Source organism: Streptomyces sp. NPDC051217 (genome assembly GCF_044455465.1).
In the GTDB taxonomy this organism is placed as follows: Bacteria; Actinomycetota; Actinomycetes; order Streptomycetales; family Streptomycetaceae; genus Streptomyces.
This window is the reverse complement of the sequence record NZ_JBITEV010000013.1, coordinates 167,731-185,028: the sequence shown is the minus strand read 5'-3', so window position 1 is coordinate 185,028 and position 17,298 is coordinate 167,731. Positions and strand designations below refer to the sequence as shown.

14 protein-coding genes and 1 riboswitch are annotated in these 17,298 nt (G+C 68.9%); of the genes, 3 read left to right on the top strand and 11 right to left on the bottom strand.

All coding sequences use genetic code 11. The features are described from left to right. Positions 1 to 66: 66 nt before the first annotated feature. Positions 67 to 1,596 carry a cytochrome ubiquinol oxidase subunit I gene (locus ACIBBB_RS26840; RefSeq protein WP_398986267.1) on the bottom strand — a complete coding sequence of 510 codons (1,530 nt, stop codon included), beginning with the start codon at positions 1,594 to 1,596 and terminating at the stop codon, positions 67 to 69. Positions 1,597 to 1,807: 211 nt separating this feature from the next. Next, complete coding sequence (gene hisC, locus ACIBBB_RS26835; protein WP_398986265.1) at positions 1,808 to 2,902, bottom strand: histidinol-phosphate transaminase; 1,095 nt, start codon at positions 2,900 to 2,902, stop codon at positions 1,808 to 1,810. Positions 2,903 to 3,386: 484 nt separating this feature from the next. Between hisC and ACIBBB_RS26830 the strand changes: the two genes are divergently transcribed. From ACIBBB_RS26830 to ACIBBB_RS26820, 3 genes are all read left to right on the top strand, one after another. After that, entirely contained in the window at positions 3,387 to 4,499 is a 1,113-nt protein-coding gene (locus ACIBBB_RS26830; RefSeq protein WP_398986263.1) for a LacI family DNA-binding transcriptional regulator, read from the top strand. A gap of 229 nt (positions 4,500 to 4,728) precedes the next feature. Further along, a complete protein-coding gene (locus ACIBBB_RS26825; protein WP_398986261.1) occupies positions 4,729 to 6,129 on the top strand; it encodes a metallophosphoesterase in 1,401 nt (466 codons plus the stop codon). A 147-nt stretch (positions 6,130 to 6,276) separates the two neighbouring features. Next, entirely contained in the window at positions 6,277 to 7,095 is an 819-nt protein-coding gene (locus ACIBBB_RS26820) for a hypothetical protein (RefSeq protein ID WP_398986259.1), read from the top strand. 46 nt (positions 7,096 to 7,141) lie between these two features. Here the strand turns inward: ACIBBB_RS26820 and ACIBBB_RS26815 are convergent, their stop codons facing one another. From ACIBBB_RS26815 to thiC, 9 genes are all read right to left on the bottom strand, one after another. Beyond that, positions 7,142 to 7,780, bottom strand: a complete 639-nt coding sequence (locus ACIBBB_RS26815; protein WP_398986257.1) for a response regulator — start codon at positions 7,778 to 7,780, stop codon at positions 7,142 to 7,144. Positions 7,781 to 7,805: 25 nt separating this feature from the next. Further along, the gene (locus ACIBBB_RS26810) at positions 7,806 to 8,903 is read right to left on the bottom strand and encodes a sensor histidine kinase (RefSeq protein WP_398986255.1); all 1,098 of its coding nucleotides are present in this window, start codon (positions 8,901 to 8,903) and stop codon (positions 7,806 to 7,808) included. Between the two features lie 157 nt (positions 8,904 to 9,060). Next, entirely contained in the window at positions 9,061 to 9,615 is a 555-nt protein-coding gene (locus ACIBBB_RS26805; RefSeq protein ID WP_398986253.1) for a hypothetical protein, read from the bottom strand. A gap of 30 nt (positions 9,616 to 9,645) precedes the next feature. Beyond that, complete coding sequence (locus ACIBBB_RS26800; RefSeq protein WP_398986251.1) at positions 9,646 to 11,364, bottom strand: AMP-binding protein; 1,719 nt, start codon at positions 11,362 to 11,364, stop codon at positions 9,646 to 9,648. After that, complete coding sequence (locus tag ACIBBB_RS26795; RefSeq protein ID WP_398986249.1) at positions 11,340 to 11,711, bottom strand: acyl carrier protein; 372 nt, start codon at positions 11,709 to 11,711, stop codon at positions 11,340 to 11,342. Before ACIBBB_RS26795 ends, ACIBBB_RS26800 begins: the two co-directional genes overlap by 25 nt. A gap of 4 nt (positions 11,712 to 11,715) precedes the next feature. Beyond that, positions 11,716 to 12,234, bottom strand: coding sequence for a PaaI family thioesterase (locus tag ACIBBB_RS26790; RefSeq protein WP_189106317.1), 519 nt, complete (start codon positions 12,232 to 12,234; stop codon positions 11,716 to 11,718). 78 nt (positions 12,235 to 12,312) lie between these two features. Then, on the bottom strand, positions 12,313 to 13,569 hold the full coding sequence (locus ACIBBB_RS26785) for a ferritin-like domain-containing protein (RefSeq protein ID WP_398986247.1): 1,257 nt from the start codon (positions 13,567 to 13,569) through the stop codon (positions 12,313 to 12,315). A 24-nt stretch (positions 13,570 to 13,593) separates the two neighbouring features. Continuing rightward, positions 13,594 to 15,081, bottom strand: coding sequence for an MFS transporter (locus ACIBBB_RS26780; protein WP_398986245.1), 1,488 nt, complete (start codon positions 15,079 to 15,081; stop codon positions 13,594 to 13,596). Between the two features lie 277 nt (positions 15,082 to 15,358). Further along, the gene (gene thiC, locus ACIBBB_RS26775; protein WP_398986244.1) at positions 15,359 to 17,149 is read right to left on the bottom strand and encodes a phosphomethylpyrimidine synthase ThiC; all 1,791 of its coding nucleotides are present in this window, start codon (positions 17,147 to 17,149) and stop codon (positions 15,359 to 15,361) included. Further along, positions 17,144 to 17,286, bottom strand: a riboswitch (TPP riboswitch). Its footprint overlaps the gene before it by 6 nt. Positions 17,287 to 17,298: the final 12 nt, after the last annotated feature.

Sequence of the window (17,298 nt, the reverse complement as noted above, 5' to 3'; positions counted from 1 at the left end):
GACTCACATCAGCTCCTCAAGTCCTCAGCTCTCGGTCCTCGGTCATCCGTCATCGGTCATCAGTCATCAGTACGAGAAGGCCATCGGGCGGTCGGCGTCCTTCGCGTCGTGGCCGCCGATCTTCGTGGGTGGGTTGAGGTCGTCGTCGTCAAGGTCGGGCGGTCCCGCCTTGACGTACTTCACGAGCAGCTTGACCTCGACGACGGCGAGCACCGCGTAGAGCAGGGTGAAGACGATCATCGAGGTGAGCACCTCGCCCTGCGACGTGCCGGGGGAGACAGCGTCGGCGGTGCGCAGCACCCCGTAGACGACCCAGGGCTGTCGGCCGGTCTCGGTGAAGATCCAGCCCCAGGAGTTGGCGATCAACGGGAAGAGCATCGTCCACAGGGCGACGAGCCAGTACATATGGGCGAACCGGGGGCTCAGCGCCTTGTTGCGGAAGAGCACGAGATTCGGCACCTCGTCCTCGCCGGTCCGCATCGCCTTCGGCAGCAGGAACCTCCGCCGGGTCAGCCAGAGCCCGAGGAGGCCGATGCCCAGCGACGCCATGCCGAAGCCGATCATCCAGCGGAAGCCCCAGTACGCGACGGGGATGTTGGGCCGGTAGTCGCCGGGCCCGTACTTCTCCTGCTCGGCCTTCTGCACGTCGTTGATGCCGGGCACGAAGGACTCGAAGTCGCTGTGGGCGAGGAAGGACAGCAGGCCGGGGATCTCGATGGCGACCTTGTTGTGCCCCTTGTCCACGTCCCCGTACGCGAAGACCGAGAAGGGCGCGGGCGCCTCGCCGTCCCAGAGGGCCTCGGCGGCGGCCATCTTCATCGGCTGCTGCTCGTACATGATCTTGCCGAGCGTGTCGCCGCTGACGGCGGTGAGCAGCCCGGCGGTCACCAGGGTGACCAGGCCGAGCCGTAGCGAGGTCCGCATCACCGGGATGTTCCGCTGATGCCCCTCGCGCTTACGGCGTGCGAGGTGGAAGGCGGAGATGCCGACCATGAACGCGCCGCCGACCATGAAGGCCGCCGTCATGGTGTGGAAGAACTGGGCGAGTGCGGTGTTCTGCGTCAGTACGGCCCAGAAGTCGGTCAGCTCGGCCCGGCCGCGCTCCTCGTTGATGCGGTAGCCGACCGGGTGCTGCATCCAGGAGTTGGCCGCCAGGATGAAGTAGGCGGAGAGGATCGTGCCGATCGAGACCATCCACATGCAGGCCAGATGGATCTTCTTGGGCAGCTTGTCCCAGCCGAAGATCCACAGTCCGATGAAGGTGGACTCGAAGAAGAAGGCGATCAGTGCCTCGAAGGCGAGCGGGGCGCCGAAGACGTCGCCGACGAAGCGGGAGTAGTCCGACCAGTTCATGCCGAACTGGAACTCCTGCACGATGCCGGTGACGACGCCCATGGCTATGTTGATCAGGAAGAGCTTGCCCCAGAACTTCGTCGCCCTGAGGTACTTCGGGTTCGACGTCCGCACCCAGGCGGTCTCCAGGCCGGCGGTCAGCGCGGCGAGCGAGATCGTGAGGGGGACGAAGAGGAAGTGGTAGACGGTGGTGATGCCGAACTGCCATCGCGCGAGAGTCTCGGGGGCCAGTGCGATGTCCACGTCGTCTCTCTCCTTCTCCTTACGGCCCCGCGCCGGGGGCTCCGACCTGTCCCGAAAGTCCCGGTAGGAACCGGACGAAACAGGAAGCATCAAGCGTGCTTGTGAACGCGTTCACATTCACAAGCAAAAGTATGGCGCACGGCCCGACCGGATCTTCAAGGGGGGGGTCCCCTTCGAACATCCCGCCGTGACCACGCGCCGTGGGGCCCGCTCAGATCTCCTTGCGGAAGGACTCGGCCGTCCGCAGGAACAGGTCGTTCGCCTTGTACTCGCCGATCGTGACCCGTACGCCCTCGCCCGCGAACGGCCGGACCGTCACGCCCGCCCGCTCGCACTCCACCGCGAAATCGGTCGTACGGTCCCCCAGCCCCAGCCACACGAAGTTGGCGTGCGTGTCGGGCACGGTCCAGCCCTGGCCGCGCAGCGCCTCGCAGACCCGGGCGCGCTCACCGACCAGCTCCGCCACCCGCTCCAGCAGCTCGTCCTCGGCGCGCAGCGAGGCCACCGCCGCGTCCTGTGCGATCTGGCTCACACCGAAGGGCACCGCGGTCTTGCGCAGGGCGGCGGCCACCCGCTCGTGGGCGATGGCGAAGCCGACCCGCAGGCCTGCCAGGCCGTACGCCTTGGAGAAGGTCCGGAGCACCGCCACGTTCGGGCGCTCCCGGTAGATCTCCACGCCGTCGGGGACAGCCCCTCCTCCACCTTCGGCGGCACGGATGAACTCGCGGTACGCCTCGTCCAGCACCACCAGGATGTCCGTCGGCACCCGGTCGAGGAACCGCTCCAGCTCGGCCCGGCGGACCACGGTGCCCGTGGGGTTGTTGGGGTTGCAGACGAAGATCATCCGTGTCCGGTCGGTGATCGCGTCCGCCATCGCGTCCAGGTCGTGCACCTCGTCCGCGTCCAGCGGCACCCTCACCGACGCGGCGCCCGTGATCTGCGTGATGATCGGGTACGCCTCGAAGGACCGCCACGCGTAGATCACCTCGTCGCCGGGGCCTGAGGTGGCCTGGAGCAGCTGCTGGGCGACGCCGACGGAGCCCGTGCCCGTCGCGACGTGCGAGACAGGCACCTCGAAGCGGTCGGCCAGCTCGCTGATCAGCCCGGTGCACGCCATGTCGGGGTAGCGGTTGAACGCCCCGGCCGATGCCAGCACCGACTCCATCACGCCGGGGAGCGGCGGGTAGGGGTTCTCGTTCGACGACAGCTTGTACGAGACAGGCTCGCCCGCGGCGGCCGGCCTGCCGGGCTTGTAGGTCGGGATGCCGTCAAGCTCGGCGCGCAGCTTCGGGCTCGTGTCGCTCACCGCGGGTCCTCCTCGGGCGCTCTGGGGTCCGTACACATGATCGGCCCATCTCATGCGGATGTACCAATACTGCTCACCTTAAGAGGATTGACGGGCTCTGCGAATACCCCTCCGGGGAGCGGGCTCGGCGGCGGCCGTCCCACCGCCCCGGAACCGGGCCCCGGACCCGGACCGGCACGGGCCGGGAGGCGCCGCCGGCCCCGGGAAGACCGGGCTCCGATGGGGGGAGCGCTCGCGAACCTGGCGCGCGCCGGTGGCTCACTCCGTGGCGCGCGTCACCCGTAGGGGTGAGTTGAGACCTCTTCGAAACATCGGACAGTCGCCAGGCCCATCCAGCTCCACACTTGACAGACAACAACTGAATCGCTCAACGACCTTGATTTCCACGTCTTTCGAGCGTTGTTGATCATGCAGAAACGTGACTCTTGGGAGGTGAAGATGCGACCGGCCCCACCACCTTGATGAGCCCTACTATCGGCTCGCCATGACACCAGCAGGGAAACACCAGGTGAGCCGGACGGACACATCCCGCCGGGGCAGCCGGCAAGGTCGGGCGGGCATCCGGGACGTGGCCGCCGCAGCCGGTGTCTCCATCACGACCGTCTCCGACGCGCTCAACGGCAAGGGGCGGTTACCCGACGCCACACGCCGACATGTCCGAGAAGTCGCCGAGCGGCTGGGCTACCGCCCGTCCGCCGCGGCCCGAACCCTCCGTACCGGCAAGTCAGGGCTGATCGGCCTGACCGTCACCACGTACGGGGATGAACCTTTCACCTTCACCGAATTCGCCTACTTCGCCGAGATGGCACGGGCCGCGACCTCCGCGGCGCTCGCCCGCGGTTACGCCCTCGTCATCCTCCCCGCCACCTCACGCCACGACCTCTGGTCGAACGTCGCACTCGACGGCACCGTCGTCATCGACCCCTCCGACCACGACCCGGTCGTCACCGAGCTCGTCCGCCAGGGCCTGCCCGTCGTCTCCGACGGCCGCCCGGCCGGCACCCTCCCCGTCACCGCCTGGGTCGACAACGACCACGAGGCCGCCGTACTCGATCTGCTCGACCATCTCGCCGCGGCCGGCGCCCGCCGGATCGGGCTGCTCACCGGGACCACCACCGACACGTACACCCGGCTCTCCACCACCGCGTATCTGCGCTGGTGCGAGCGCGTCGGACAGGACCCCGTCTACGAGTCCTACCCCGCGCACGACCCCTGCGCCGGGGCCGTCGCCGCCGACCGGCTGCTCGCCCGGCCCGACCGGCCCGACGCGGTGTACGGGCTCTTCGACCCCAACGGCACCGATCTGCTGGCCGCCGCGCGGCGGTACGGCCTGCGGGTGCCCGAGGACCTGCTGCTGGTCTGCTGCAGCGAGTCCACCGTGTACGCGACCACCGAACCGCCCATCACGACGCTCTCGCTCAAGCCGCGCCGTATCGGCACCGCCGTCGTCCAGCTGCTCATCGACGCCATCGAGGGGATCGACACCGGTCGTCCCGTCGAGCAGGTGATACCGACGGAGCTGATCGTCCGGACCTCGTCCCAGCGGCGCCCGCCCCGTACCACGGTCAGCGCTCCGAGGTCTCCCGCCCGGGACTGACGCGGACGCACGCACTCCGCCTCACACAATTCGGGCGATCCGCGTGAAAACAGTCGGCGAAACGTGGGTGGAATCGGATTGACCACCCCTGGTGCGTCACACAGGGGTGGCTGCATTCCTATGATGGGCGCACGACACCGCGGACCTTCCCCTACCTCCGGTGGGGATGTCCCGCCCGAACAGGCGGACCCGAGAGGTGTACGGAGGCGCGACGGTGGTGGAGGGGTCGATGACTCAGGGGGCCGGGACCGGTCAGGGACCCGTGGTGCGCACGGCGACGCTGCGCGATTTCCGGGTGCCGCCGTACACACAGGTCCCCGTGCGGCCGGAGCAGCCCGCGCCGCCCGATGAGGCGGCGCCGGCCGGGGAGTCCGGTCGGTCCGACGAGTCCGCGCCCCAGGTGACCGTGGTCGGGGCCGTTTCGGCGGGGCTCGGCATCGCGCCGCGTACGGACCCACGAAGCATCACGTTCCCGACGCCCGACGCGGCGGAGCCCGTCTCCGCGCCTGCGCCGGTGGCCGCAGAGGTTCCTGACGCCCCGTCACGCCCCGATCCGCGCGGCCTCGTGGGCGCGCCCCCCGCGGTCCCGGCCACGGCCGCCACGCCCGCCGCCAGGCCGGCCGTGACACCCGCCGCGCCCGCCGCCGACGTCACCCCCACGGACCATCCCGGCAACGCAGTCCCCCGCGACGAGGTCCCCGAGGGCTACACCCCCACCGAGCGCGACCTCCCGGTGATCAAGCGCGGTGACACCGTCCAGGTGAGCGTCGAGCCGGTCGAGAGCCCCGGCACCACGGACGGCCTCGGCCCGCTCTTCGTCGTCGGCGACGTCCACGGCTATTTCGACGAACTCGTCACCGCCCTCGCCGAACAGGGCCTCATCGACAGCGAGGGCGGCTGGGCCGCGGGCAACACCCGCCTCTGGTTCCTCGGCGACTTCACCGACCGGGGCCCCGACGGCGTCGGCGTCATCGACCTCGTCATGCGGCTCTCCGCCGAGGCCGCCGCGGCGGGCGGCTACTGCAAGGCCCTGATGGGCAATCACGAACTGCTGCTGCTCGGCGCCCGCCGCTTCGGCGACACCCCGGTCAACTCCGGTGCGGGTACGGCCACCTTCCAGGCCGCCTGGCTGCTGAACGGCGGCCAGAAGACGGACATGGAGCGCCTCCAGGACGTCCATCTCCAGTGGATGTCCCGGCTCGACGCCCTCGTGGAGGAGGACGGGCATCTGCTGATGCACTCCGACACGACCGCTTATCTCGACTACGGCGGCAGCATCGAGGACGTCAACGACAACGTCCGCGCCATCCTCACCCGCAACGACGCGGACGAGTGCTGGGACATCTTCCGCAAGCTCACCAAGCGTTTCGCGTTCCGCGACAACGGCGGTTCGGACGCGGCCAGGGAGCTGATGGCCGCGTACGGAGGGCGGCGTATCGTCCACGGCCACAGCCCGATCCCCTATCTGCTCGGCGAAGTCGGCACCGAGGACGCGTCGGACGGCGAGGAGAACTCGGGGCCCGTGGTCGACGGGCCGCATGTGTACGCGGACGGGCTCGCCATCGCCATGGACGGCGGAGTGACCATGGCCGGAAAGCTTCTGGTCGTACGGCTCCCGCTGCATAACTGAACAGAGTGGGGGCAGGTGTTTTCGGTGAACCCCCTGTCACCCCGTGCCTTAACCGCTCTACCATCGGCTCATCCGTAGCAGGCTCTCCTCCGTTTTCGCCAATCGTCCGCGCTGTGCGGACAATCCGGCCCTACGGAGCATCGGGGGATGCACATGAACAGCGCTCCGCATCTGCTGAACGAGGATCGCGCCGATTTCGAGCGGATTCTCGACGAGACGCTGCGCCATGCGCACGACCGTCCGGATCTGGCCGATGTCGGGCAGCGCCTCAACACCGAACAACTGCGCACCATGGCTCTGGGCGCGACGTCTCTGATAACCGCCGCCGCGGCCGCCGAGTACGAGCACTACGCGAAGGTCCGGGAGGAATTCCGTACCCCGGCCACCTCGTCGGTGGGCAGTTCCGTACTGAGCCCGGCCGTGCACGGGGCCGGCGAGACCGGCGCGGGCCTGGCCGCCGTCGTCGCCGTCCTGGTCCCGGCACTCGGGGGTGCGGCGGCCGTCGTCTTCCTGCTGGTCGGCTTCACGCTGAGAGTGCTCAGCCCGGTGCCCGCCTTCTCCGACACCCTGGTGACCGTCGGCCTGTTCTTCTGCGCCGTCACGGCCGTCGGCCTGGCCGTCGGCGGAGCCGGGCTGCTCATCACGGCCCTGCGCAACGGCCCGACACAGGTCCCGGCCGGCCAGACGGACGGCGGGTGGCCCGACGAGGTGTCAGGAGCCCGTGAGGCGTGGCGCACCGCCCTGCTGGAGCGGGGGATCCTGCCGTTCCTGCGGGAGGCCCTGGCCGCGCCCGGCGTGGAGCCGGCGCCGAAGGTCCGCCCGGCACGGCATCTGCCGAAGATGGGCTACAGCCGCCCGGACTTCTCCAGCCCGGACGACGGCGCGACGACCGGCCAGCGCCCCACGTACTCCAGCCCGGACTTCTCCAGCCCCGACTTCGGCGGACCGGAGCACCGGCCGGAGTGAGTTCGGCCGGAGTGAGTTCGGCCGGGTGACTCACGGCCCGAGTGAGTCACGGCTGCTGGTACGGGGCGATGATCCCGGCGTCCATCGCCCGGCGGATCGCGTCCACCCGCGACACCGCGCCGAGCTTCCGGTAGGCGTTCGTCAGATGCCGCTTGACGGTGGTCTCGGCCAGGAACAGCGCGGAGGCGATCTCCGCGTTGCTGCGCGCCTGTGCGACGTAGTTGAGAACCTCGACCTCGCGCGCGGACAGAAGCCGGTCGGCGACCGGCCCGCCGAACTCCTTGATCATGTTCCGGGAGACCGAGAAGTGGATCCTCTCCGGCTCGCGGATCACGGAGTGGATCGAGGTGACCAGTTCCCGGCTGGAGACCGACTTCAGCAGGTAGGCGGTGGCGCCGTCGTCCAGTACGTCCCTGAGCAGCACGGGGTCGTCATGCATCGTGAGCACGATGCAGCGGGTATCGGGGCAGTGCCTGCCTATCTCCCGTACGGTCTCCCGGATGCCCGGACCCGGCATCTGTACGTCGAGTACGGCGATGCCCGGCCGGTGTCTGCGGACCAGCTCCACGGCCTCGGTGCCGCTCGCACCCTGGGCGACGACTTCCAGCCAGTCCTCCAGGGAGAGCAGATCGGCCAGCAGCTCCCGGAAGAGGGTGTGGTCGTCGGCCACGACGACGCTGGTCACGCCGGCTCTCGCGGGCACCCCGGCGTCAGCCATGCCGGCGCCAGTTGATCAGCGGGATGGAGACGTTGACCGTCGTCCCGCCGCCGACCGAACTGTGGATGCTGGGATTTCCGCCGAGCAGTTCGGTCCGCTCGCGGATCGAGATCAGGCCACCGCGCCGGGTCTTGGCGAGGGTGGCCACCTCGAAGCCCGCGCCGTCGTCGATCACGGACGCCTGGACCAGCGTGTCCGTGACCCTGATCGTTATCCACAGTTCGTCGGGGTCGGAGTGGCGCAGAGCGTTTCTGGCCGCCTCGCGAATGATGAAGTAGAGCTCCTCCGCCGCTGCCGCCGGTATTTCGTCGACATTTCCCGTTACGGTCAATTCAGCCCTGACGCCGTCCGGGACCGTGGAGTCGATGAATTTGGTGAGGGCACGCTCAAGATTGGTGTCGGAGACCGATTCCCTCAACTCACCGGAGAGATCACCGATTTCCCGCAGTGCCACCTTGAGCGCTTCCTCGGCCGATTTCAGCTTCGACCGTACGACCGCGCTCTCGCTCTGGATCAGCGGTTCACACAGCTCCAGTTCGAGCATGGCCACCAGAACTTCGTGGGCGACCCGGTCGTGCAGGTCCCTGGCCAGCCTGTGACGTTCGTCGAGATGGGAACTGTGCAGTTTCTCGCGAAGGAATTTAATGTAGCCGACACAGCCGAGCGCGATTTGTGTCATCACCGCGTCGTTCAGCGTCAGCGCGGTGTCCAGGAATTCGTCCGGAGAGGGCGTGGCGGGCAGGAACTCGCGTACGACGACGGGAAGTGCCGTCTCGTAGAACAGCTCGGCGGCGCGGACCGTCTCGGTCGGATGGATACCGCGCGACGCCCGGGTCCTGCTGAATTCGGCCGCTCCCCGAAGGGATTCCTTGCTCGGCGCGGTCCTGGTGCGGAAACCGGTTCGCGCGCCCCGCGCTATGTCGTCGAGGAGTAATTCGACTTGATTAACAAGTAACGCGCTTATTTCAGGTTCTTCGAGCAACGGGCTGTTCATCGCCCGCAATCGCTGAAAGAATGGTTCAACAATGTTCGCGCGAACTTCGTTCGGCAGCCCGGAATTCCCGGCATGCCCTTCCGGATCGATCGCCACGGCAGCCCCCCGCCATTATCCCGCAGCCTCCCACGTGATATTTAGGGAGTATACGTGGCCAAGCGGGGCTTTCAAGAAACAATATTCACCACAATTCCGCCAAACACCTACATTCCGTAGTAAAACTCTGTTATGAGTTAGGTCAAGTTCCGCGATCTCACGATTCGTGCGGCAGGTCGACTTTGAGCCGGTAACCGCAGGAGCCGGTGTGGGCCATCTGACAGAGCCCGACGTCCGGATCGATGTCGTCCGGCAGCTCCATCGCCTTGAGCCAGCCGGTCAGCCGCTCGCCCGGACCACAGTGGTAGACCTTGTCGATTCCCGCCTTCTTGACACCCTTGTAGGCGAAACACGTGATGACCTTGAGGTCGTGCGTGCCGTCGTCGAACGTCTCCTCCGCCTCGAACAGCGAGCCGAGATAGAGATCCACGGCCGCCTGGAACAGCCGGCGGTACTGCTCGACGGTCTCGACCTTCTCGACACCGAGACCGCGCATCAGCCGGACCATCTCCTGGCGCCCGAACTCGCGCACCACCGCGATGTTGGCCTCGTTGGCGCCGTCGATGCCGCCCGACATCGCGGTCTGGTAGTACCAGAGCCCGTCGGTGGCCATCCACGAGCGGCGCAGCAGCTCCTCGCGCTGCGTCGCCGTGAGTTCCGGAGTGGGGCCGGTCGCCGGAGTGGGAGTGGCCGGAGTGGGGTCCGCGCTCATGAGGTCAGTCACCTTCTCTTCGTCGGTCCGTCATACGGGGTCGGCGCCGGCCGCTGCCAACACCTCTTCCACCCCGTGCCGTTGAAGCTTCCCGCTGGAGGTGCGCGGGAGTCGCCCCCTGCGTACGAGAACGATGTCGCGCGGTGTGAGTCCGAGCGAGTCCGACACGGCGAACCGCAGCCGGGCGATCAGATCCTCGCGGGCCGCTGCCCCGGACTCCTTCGTCTCCGCGACGAGGACCAGCCCCTCGCCGTCGGGGAACGTCACTCCCGCCGCGAGGACCGCGCCGTTCGCGACCCCGGTGACCCGGCCCGCGACGGACTCGATGTCGCTCGCGTAGTAGTTCTGGCCGAAGACGATGATCACTTCCTTCTTCCGCCCGGCGATGAAGAGTTCACCGTCCTGCCGGAAGCCCAGATCCCCGGTGGAGACCCAGCCGCCGGACAGCACGGTGGCCCGGGTCGCCGCTTCGTTGTCCTCGTAGCGGCGCATCACCGAGTCGCCGCGGATCTGGATCTCGCCGACCAGCGCGCGGTCGGTCAGCTCCGTACCGTCCTCGCCGACCAGCCTGACCTCGGTGTTCGCCACCGGGACGCCGACCGAGACGATCTCCCGGCCCGCCTCGGCGCCCTCGCCACCGGCTGCGGCGGAGGCCGTCTCCACGATGCCCCGGGAGAGCGGCCCGCGCCGCACCCACGTACTGCGCACCGCCCTGCCCGTCGGCGCGAACGTCACCGCGAGGCTGCCCTCGGCCAGGCCGTACACCGGCACGAAGGCGTCGGGGCGGAATCCGGCCGGGGCGAAGTGCGCCGAGAACCGGCGCAGCGTGTCGGGGTCGATCAGCTCCGCCCCGTTGAGCGCGAACCGCCAGCGGGACAGATCGAGTTCGGCTACACGCTCGGCCGGGGTACGCCGCAGGGCGTACAGATAGCCGGAGTTGGGCGCCGTCGTCGCGGTCACTCCGTACCGGCTGATGATCCGCAGCCACCTGCCGGGATCCCGGAGGAAATCCTCGGGCGGCAGCAGATACGTCTCGGCGTCGTTCAGCGTCGGCGAGAGGAACGCGCCGATCAGACCCATGTCGTGGAAGAGCGGCAGCCAGTTGCAGCTCACATCGGTGTCGTCGATGCCGAGCCCCCCGGCAATCGCATCGACGTTCGCGAGGAGATTGGCGTGGGTCAATACGACGCCCTTCGGGCTCGCGCTGGTCCCCGAGGTGTACTGCACGAGCGCCGGATCATCCGCCGCCACGTCCACGTACACCGGCGACGGCACGCGCGTCATGGCCACGTCGAGGATCTGGAACTCGCCGCCCGCGCCGCCGAGCGTCGGCTCCAGGAGCCCGCCCAGCATCTTGTCGGAGAGCACGACGCGTACCTTCGACTGGCGCATCACGAGCGCGATCCGGTTCAGATGGATGTCGAGCGAGGCGAAGCGCACCGGCGGCGGTACCGGCACCGGCACCGCACCGGCGGCGAGCACGCCGAAGAACGCCCTGGCGAAGTCGATCGAGGTGGGGAGCGCGATCGCGACCCGCTCCCCCCGTACGACGCCGCGCTCCAGCAGCCCGCAGGCCAGCTCCCCGGCCTCGGCGTGCAGCTGGCCGAACGTGACGCGCTCGGCCTCCTCGTCCCCGCGGAACAGGCGCATGCCGTGGCCCGATCCGCGGGCGGCGACGGCGGCGAGCGCGTCGACCAGGCCCCCGCCCTCGCCGCCGCCCGTGATCATGCCGAGGTCTTCTGCCGGCACAGGCCCTCCACCACGCCCTGGAACTCCCCGATCGTCTGGACCCGGAAGGTGACCTCGTCCTCGATCTCGATGTCGAACGCCTTCTCGGTGTTGAGGACGATCTGGAGGACGCGCATCGAGTCGACGTTGGGGAGCGAGCGGAAGTGCTGGTCGGGCGTCAGGCCGGCGGCCGGGGTGTCGAGTTCGTCGCCGATGATCTGACAGATCTTCTCGCCAATGGCCTCGGCGCTGATGCCGGCGGCCTCGGTGGCGTCGGTCGCGGCGGCGCCGGTGCCGGCGGCCCCGGTGACGTCGGTCGCGGTGGCCTCGGTGGCCTCGGTCGCGGTGATGATGTCCGTGGTGTCCATGTGATCAATCCCCCTGGGTGACGGTTCTGTTGGAGGCGCGGAGCGCGTCGACGAGTCCGGTCGGCAGGCGCTTGTCGTACGTACCGAGGACTTCGTCCGTGAGCAGATGGAACGTGCCGTCGGCGGCGGCCACGAGATCGCCGCCCGGCAGCCGGATCTCCCCGGAGGCACGTACCGACAGGGCATCGCGCTTGGTGATCTCGGCGTGGGCCGTGTACTCGGCGCCGGTCTCCATGGGCCTCCCGTAACGGATACGCAGGCCCGTGGTGAAGGCCGAGATCCGGTCGGACCGGTAGACGGCCTGGGCCAGCGTCTCGTCCAGGATCGCGGCGACGATGCCGCCGTGGATGACGCCGGGGAACGACTCGTAATCGGCGCCGAGCTTGATCCGGGTGCCGAATCCGTTGCCTTCCTCCTCGAAGACCAGCCGCAGCCCGATGGGATTGTGCGGAGCACAGCCGAAGCAGTTGGCCGTGTCGGCCGCCGCCCCGGTGGCGCTGTCGTTGAACGCTGACTCGGGCAAAACCCCGCTCCTCAGGTCGTCAGTCGTCGGCTGCTGTCCGGTCGTCGGCCGCCGGCTCGCGCCGGCGGCGACGCCGGGTCAGATGAGCGAGCGGAGCTTGCGCTTGAGGTCCTTCGACGACTCGATGGAGTCGTCCTCGACCAGCCGTCGCACCATGGAGAGCACCTTGCCGTCGGCGGCGTCGGTGGCGCCGTCCTGGATCGACTCGATGCGGCGCACGCCCTTCGCGGAGGTCGAGTGCGGGTAGAAGTGACCGGCGGGGTGCTTGAGGCCGTCACTGCGGTCCGCCAGCCAGACGTACGCCATCTTGAGCGCGGCGATCTGGCTCTCCCGGTTGCCGTCGCACAGCTCCTGCGTGAAGACGTAGAAGGCGCGGGCGTGCCGGGACTCGTCGCGTCCGAGGAGCTTCCAGATGCCCCTGACCACGGGCTCCTTGGTCTCGGCGGCGAGCGCGCGGTAGAGCTCGGCGGCGCGGGCCTCGGAGATGATGTTCATCATCAGGGTGCCGACGCGGGTGTCGCCGATCGGGTACGGCTCGCGCTTGTACAGCGCGTGCTTGGAACGGACCTTGACGCCCAGCTTGTCGAGGCAGCGGGCCTGCACGAGCGAGTGCCGTGCCTCCTCCGCGCCCCAGCTCAGCGCCCAGGACGAGAAGCTGGTCTCGCCCTCCCACTCGCGCAGGAAGTTGTGCGCGCCCGGCAGGGTGCCGAACTCGATGATCGCCGCCTCGGTGAGGAAGTCGACCTCCTCGGCACTCATCAGCTCGGGGTTGAGCTTGTCGAGGTCCAGCTCACGCCAGTCCCAGCGGGTCGTCTCGAACCAGTCGAAGATCTTGTTCCACGTCATGTCGAGGTAGAAGTCGGTGTACAGCGGGTCGAGGATCAGCGAGCCGTGGGCCCGCATGCCTATCTCGACGGTGTCGGCGAAGCCGAAGCCGTCGAAGGCCGCGGGGGCGATGATGTCCTCGACGTCGTGCACCTCGGCCCAGCCGGGTACGGCGCCGCCGGCGCCGTCGCCGACGACGTACACCCGGGTCTTGGCGAAGCCGCGCATACCGCGCAGGCTGCGGACCGCCGCCGGTGCCGAGGAACCGCTGCCTCCGATGAAGGCGACGGCCAGTTCGGTGCCCGGTTCGAGGTCGTGCAGGTAGCGCTCGAAGGTGTCGGGGGTGGACCGGTCGAGGCCGATCTCACCGAAGCGGGCCAGCGAGAGCTGCGGGCCGAGAGTGAGCGCGGGCAGACAGTCGACGAAGACGACGCGCGTCTTGCTCGTGCTCACACCGTCGGTGCCGACGGCGAGGTTGGTGCCGCTGCCCAGGTTGAGGCCTGTGTTCATGACGTTTCCTCTCGAAGGAGATGGTTACGTGCTCGCCGGCGCCCGGGATCCGCGGGCGGCAGGACGCGAGGTCATACCGAACGCGGTCGCGGCGCCGAGCATCATGAAGATCCCGATCGCGATCCAGGCGTTGACGAACGCCTCGTGGGTCGCGTCGTAGGTGAGCGGGGTGCCGAGGATCGCGACCAGCAGGCTGATCCCCAGCACGCTGCCGATCTGCCGGCTCATGTTGACCACCGCGCTGCCCGTGGAGAACCGGGCCGCCGGCAGGTCGGTCGTGGCGGTCGCGAGGATCGTGGGGAGCGCGAGGCCCACCCCGACCCCGCCGATCAGCCAGCCGGGCAGCAACTCGCTCGCGTAGTGCGGGCTCTGCCCAATGCTCGCCGCCATCAGCAGCACACCGACGGTGCACAGCAGACAGCCGGCGGCGACCATCCGGCCCGCCGGGACGCGTGCCGCGAGCTTCGCGGCGACGATCGCGGCCAGCGGGACCATCAGCGGGCCCGGGGCGATCCCGAGTCCCGTACGCAGTGCGGAGTAGTGCCAGACCTGCTGCATCCACAGGATCGCGGTGAGCAGGTTCGCGGCGAACGCCGCGCTGAAGGCGACCGCCGTCAGGTTCGACCAGACGAAGGCCCGCACCCGGAGCAGCGCCGGTTCGATCACCGGGGAGGCATGGCGCCGCGACCGGAACCAGAACACCGCGATCCCGAGGACCGCACCGGCCAGCACGGCGGACGTCCGGACCCCGGACCAGTCGTTGATCTTCACCAGGCCGAGTGCCAGCAGCGCGATCGAACCCGTCAGCAGCGCGGCTCCCGGCAGATCGGGCAGCCGGGTCATCGCCGCTTCCTTGGAGTCGGGGACGATACGGAAGGCCACGACCAGCGCGAGGACACCGATGGGGATGTTCACCAGGAAGATCCACCGCCATGACGCGCTGACGAGCAGACCGCCGAAGACCGGCCCGGCCGCCGCCGCCAGCGCGGCGCTCGCCGACCAGATCCGTACGGCACCGGCCCGGCGCTCCGGCGGGAACGCCGAGAGCAGCAGACCGAGACTGGCGGGCGTCAGCGCCGCGGCGCCGACCGCCTGGAGCACCCGGAAGAGGACGAGCTGCCACAGCGATGTCGATACGGCGCAGGCCGCGGACGCCGCGGTGAACAGGGCGACGCCGAGCAGGAATCCGGCCTTGCGGCCGTAGCGGTCGGAGAGGCGGCCCAGGGGCACCAGGAGTGCGGCGAAGACGATGGCGTAGGCGTTGAGGACCCACGAGAGGTCCGCGAGGGAGGCGCCGTCGAATTCACGGCCGATGGCGTCGAAGCCGACGTTGACGATGAAGAGATCGAGCCCGGCCATGAAGGCGGCCAACGACAGGATCCCGAGCAGGAGTCCGGAGTGCGGCGGCAGTGCCGAGGCCGGTGCCTGCGCTGATGCCGGTGACTTCGCCGGTGGGACGGGGTTCGGTGTCGAGTCGGGTGTCGCTTGTCCGGTGCCGGCTTCTGTGGCCATGCAGGTCTGTCCCTCGGAACGCTGGGGATGTCGGTGATGCGCTCTGCCGCCTGCCGTCTACAGGACTCATCCGATACGTTCGCCACTGCCCGGTACAAGGGATTCCGGCCCATCCCCACCTTTCGCGGCCTCAACCACCACTTTGGTGGGAGTCCCGGCTACGACCTACGGAGCCGGAGCACCGAGTTCCGCGGGCCCCGGACATACGGAGACACGGAGACACGGATGCCCCCGACCGGTCTTCCGGTCGGGGGCATCCGTCGTCAGGCGCCGCCGGTCACTCCGCCAGCGGCAGATAGACCCGGTTGCCGCTCGCCGCGAACTCCTTCGACTTGGCCGCCATGCCCGCCTCGATCTCGTCCTGCGAACCTCCGTGGTCGCGCCTGATGTCGTGCGAGATCCGCATCGAACAGAACTTGGGTCCGCACATCGAGCAGAAGTGCGCGGTCTTCGCCGGCTCGGCGGGCAGCGTCTCGTCGTGGAACTCCCTTGCCGTGTCCGGGTCGAGCGCCAGATTGAACTGGTCCTCCCAGCGGAACTCGAACCGCGCGTCCGACAGCGCGTCGTCCCACTCCTGCGCCCCCGGATGCCCCTTGGCCAGATCCGCCGCGTGCGCCGCGATCTTGTACGTGATGACACCGGTCTTCACGTCGTCGCGGTTGGGCAGGCCCAGGTGCTCCTTGGGGGTCACGTAGCAGAGCATCGCCGTACCCCACCAGGCGATCATCGCCGCGCCGATGCCGGAGGTGATGTGGTCGTACGCCGGGGCGACGTCCGTCGTCAGCGGGCCGAGCGTGTAGAACGGCGCCTCCTCGCAGATCTCCTGCTGGAGGTCGATGTTCTCCTTGATCTTGTGCATCGGGACATGGCCCGGACCCTCGATCATGGTCTGTACGTTGTGCCGCTTGGCGATGGTGTTCAGCTCGCCCAGCGTCCGCAACTCGGCGAACTGGGCCTCGTCGTTGGCGTCGGCGATCGACCCGGGGCGCAGCCCGTCGCCGAGGGAGTACGTCACGTCGTACGAGGCGAGGATGGAGCACAGCTCCTCGAAGTTCTCGTAAAGGAACGACTCCTTGTGGTGCGCCAGGCACCAGGCCGCCATGATCGAGCCGCCGCGCGAGACGATGCCGGTCTTGCGGCGGGCCGTCAGCGGCACGTACCGCAGCAGCACGCCCGCGTGGACGGTCATGTAGTCGACGCCCTGCTCGGCCTGTTCGACGACCGTGTCCTTGTAGATCTCCCAGGTCAGCTCCTCGGCCTTGCCGTCGACCTTCTCCAGCGCCTGGTAGAGCGGCACGGTGCCGATGGGGACGGGGGAGTTGCGCAGCACCCACTCGCGGGTGGTGTGGATGTTGCGGCCGGTGGAGAGGTCCATGACCGTGTCGGCGCCCCACTTGGTGGCCCAGGTCATCTTGTCCACCTCCTCCTCGATGGAGGAAGTGACCGCGGAGTTGCCGATGTTGGCGTTGACCTTCACGAGGAACCGCTTGCCGATGATCATCGGTTCGATCTCGGGATGGTTGACGTTGGCCGGCAGTACGGCGCGGCCGGCCGCGATCTCGTCCCGTACGACCTCGGGCGCGACGTTCTCCCTGATGGCGACGTACTCCATCTCCGGGGTGATGTCGCCGCGCCGGGCGTACGCGAGCTGGGTCACCGCCTGCCCGTCGCGGCCCCGGCGCGGCTGGCGCGGGCGGCCGGGGAAGACCGCGTCGAGATTGCGGAGTCCACCGCGCGGCGAGGTGTGCTTGAGCCCGTCGTCCTCGGGGCGGACGGGGCGGCCCGCGTACTCCTCGGTGTCGCCCCGGCCGATGATCCAGTTCTCCCGGAGCGGTGCGAGCCCGCGCCGTACGTCGGTTTCGACGGTGGGGTCGGTGTACGGCCCCGACGTGTCGTACAGCGTCACGTCGTCGCCGTTGGTGAGATGCACCTGACGGACCGGCACCCGGAGATCGGGGCGTGAGCCCTCGACGTATCCCTTGTGCCAGCCGATGGCCCTGGAGCCCTCCGAGGGCTCCGAGCCCTCGGAGCCGTTGGAGGCAGACGTGCGTGTGTCCTGAACGGTCATATGAGACCTACTCCCTACGCCGGCATTACCCGGTAACAGGTTCGGCGGTCGACGCAGCTCAGGGATCCGGGGAGACCCCGGAACTCCACAGTCAGCGTCCTCTCAGCCCGGTGCTCCGAGCTCCCGCGTGTGTAAAGGCACCACCACGC

Coding starts and splice junctions, on each gene's coding strand:
- ACIBBB_RS26785 (WP_398986247.1), bottom strand. CDS start 13,569: ATGAACACAGGCCTCAACCTGGGCAGCGGCACCAACCTCGCCGTCGGC.
- ACIBBB_RS26825 (WP_398986261.1), top strand. CDS start 4,729: ATGACTCAGGGGGCCGGGACCGGTCAGGGACCCGTGGTGCGCACGGCG.
- ACIBBB_RS26820 (WP_398986259.1), top strand. CDS start 6,277: ATGCACATGAACAGCGCTCCGCATCTGCTGAACGAGGATCGCGCCGAT.
- ACIBBB_RS26780 (WP_398986245.1), bottom strand. CDS start 15,081: ATGGCCACAGAAGCCGGCACCGGACAAGCGACACCCGACTCGACACCG.
- ACIBBB_RS26830 (WP_398986263.1), top strand. CDS start 3,387: ATGACACCAGCAGGGAAACACCAGGTGAGCCGGACGGACACATCCCGC.
- ACIBBB_RS26805 (WP_398986253.1), bottom strand. CDS start 9,615: ATGAGCGCGGACCCCACTCCGGCCACTCCCACTCCGGCGACCGGCCCC.
- ACIBBB_RS26795 (WP_398986249.1), bottom strand. CDS start 11,711: ATGGACACCACGGACATCATCACCGCGACCGAGGCCACCGAGGCCACC.
- thiC (WP_398986244.1), bottom strand. CDS start 17,149: ATGACCGTTCAGGACACACGCACGTCTGCCTCCAACGGCTCCGAGGGC.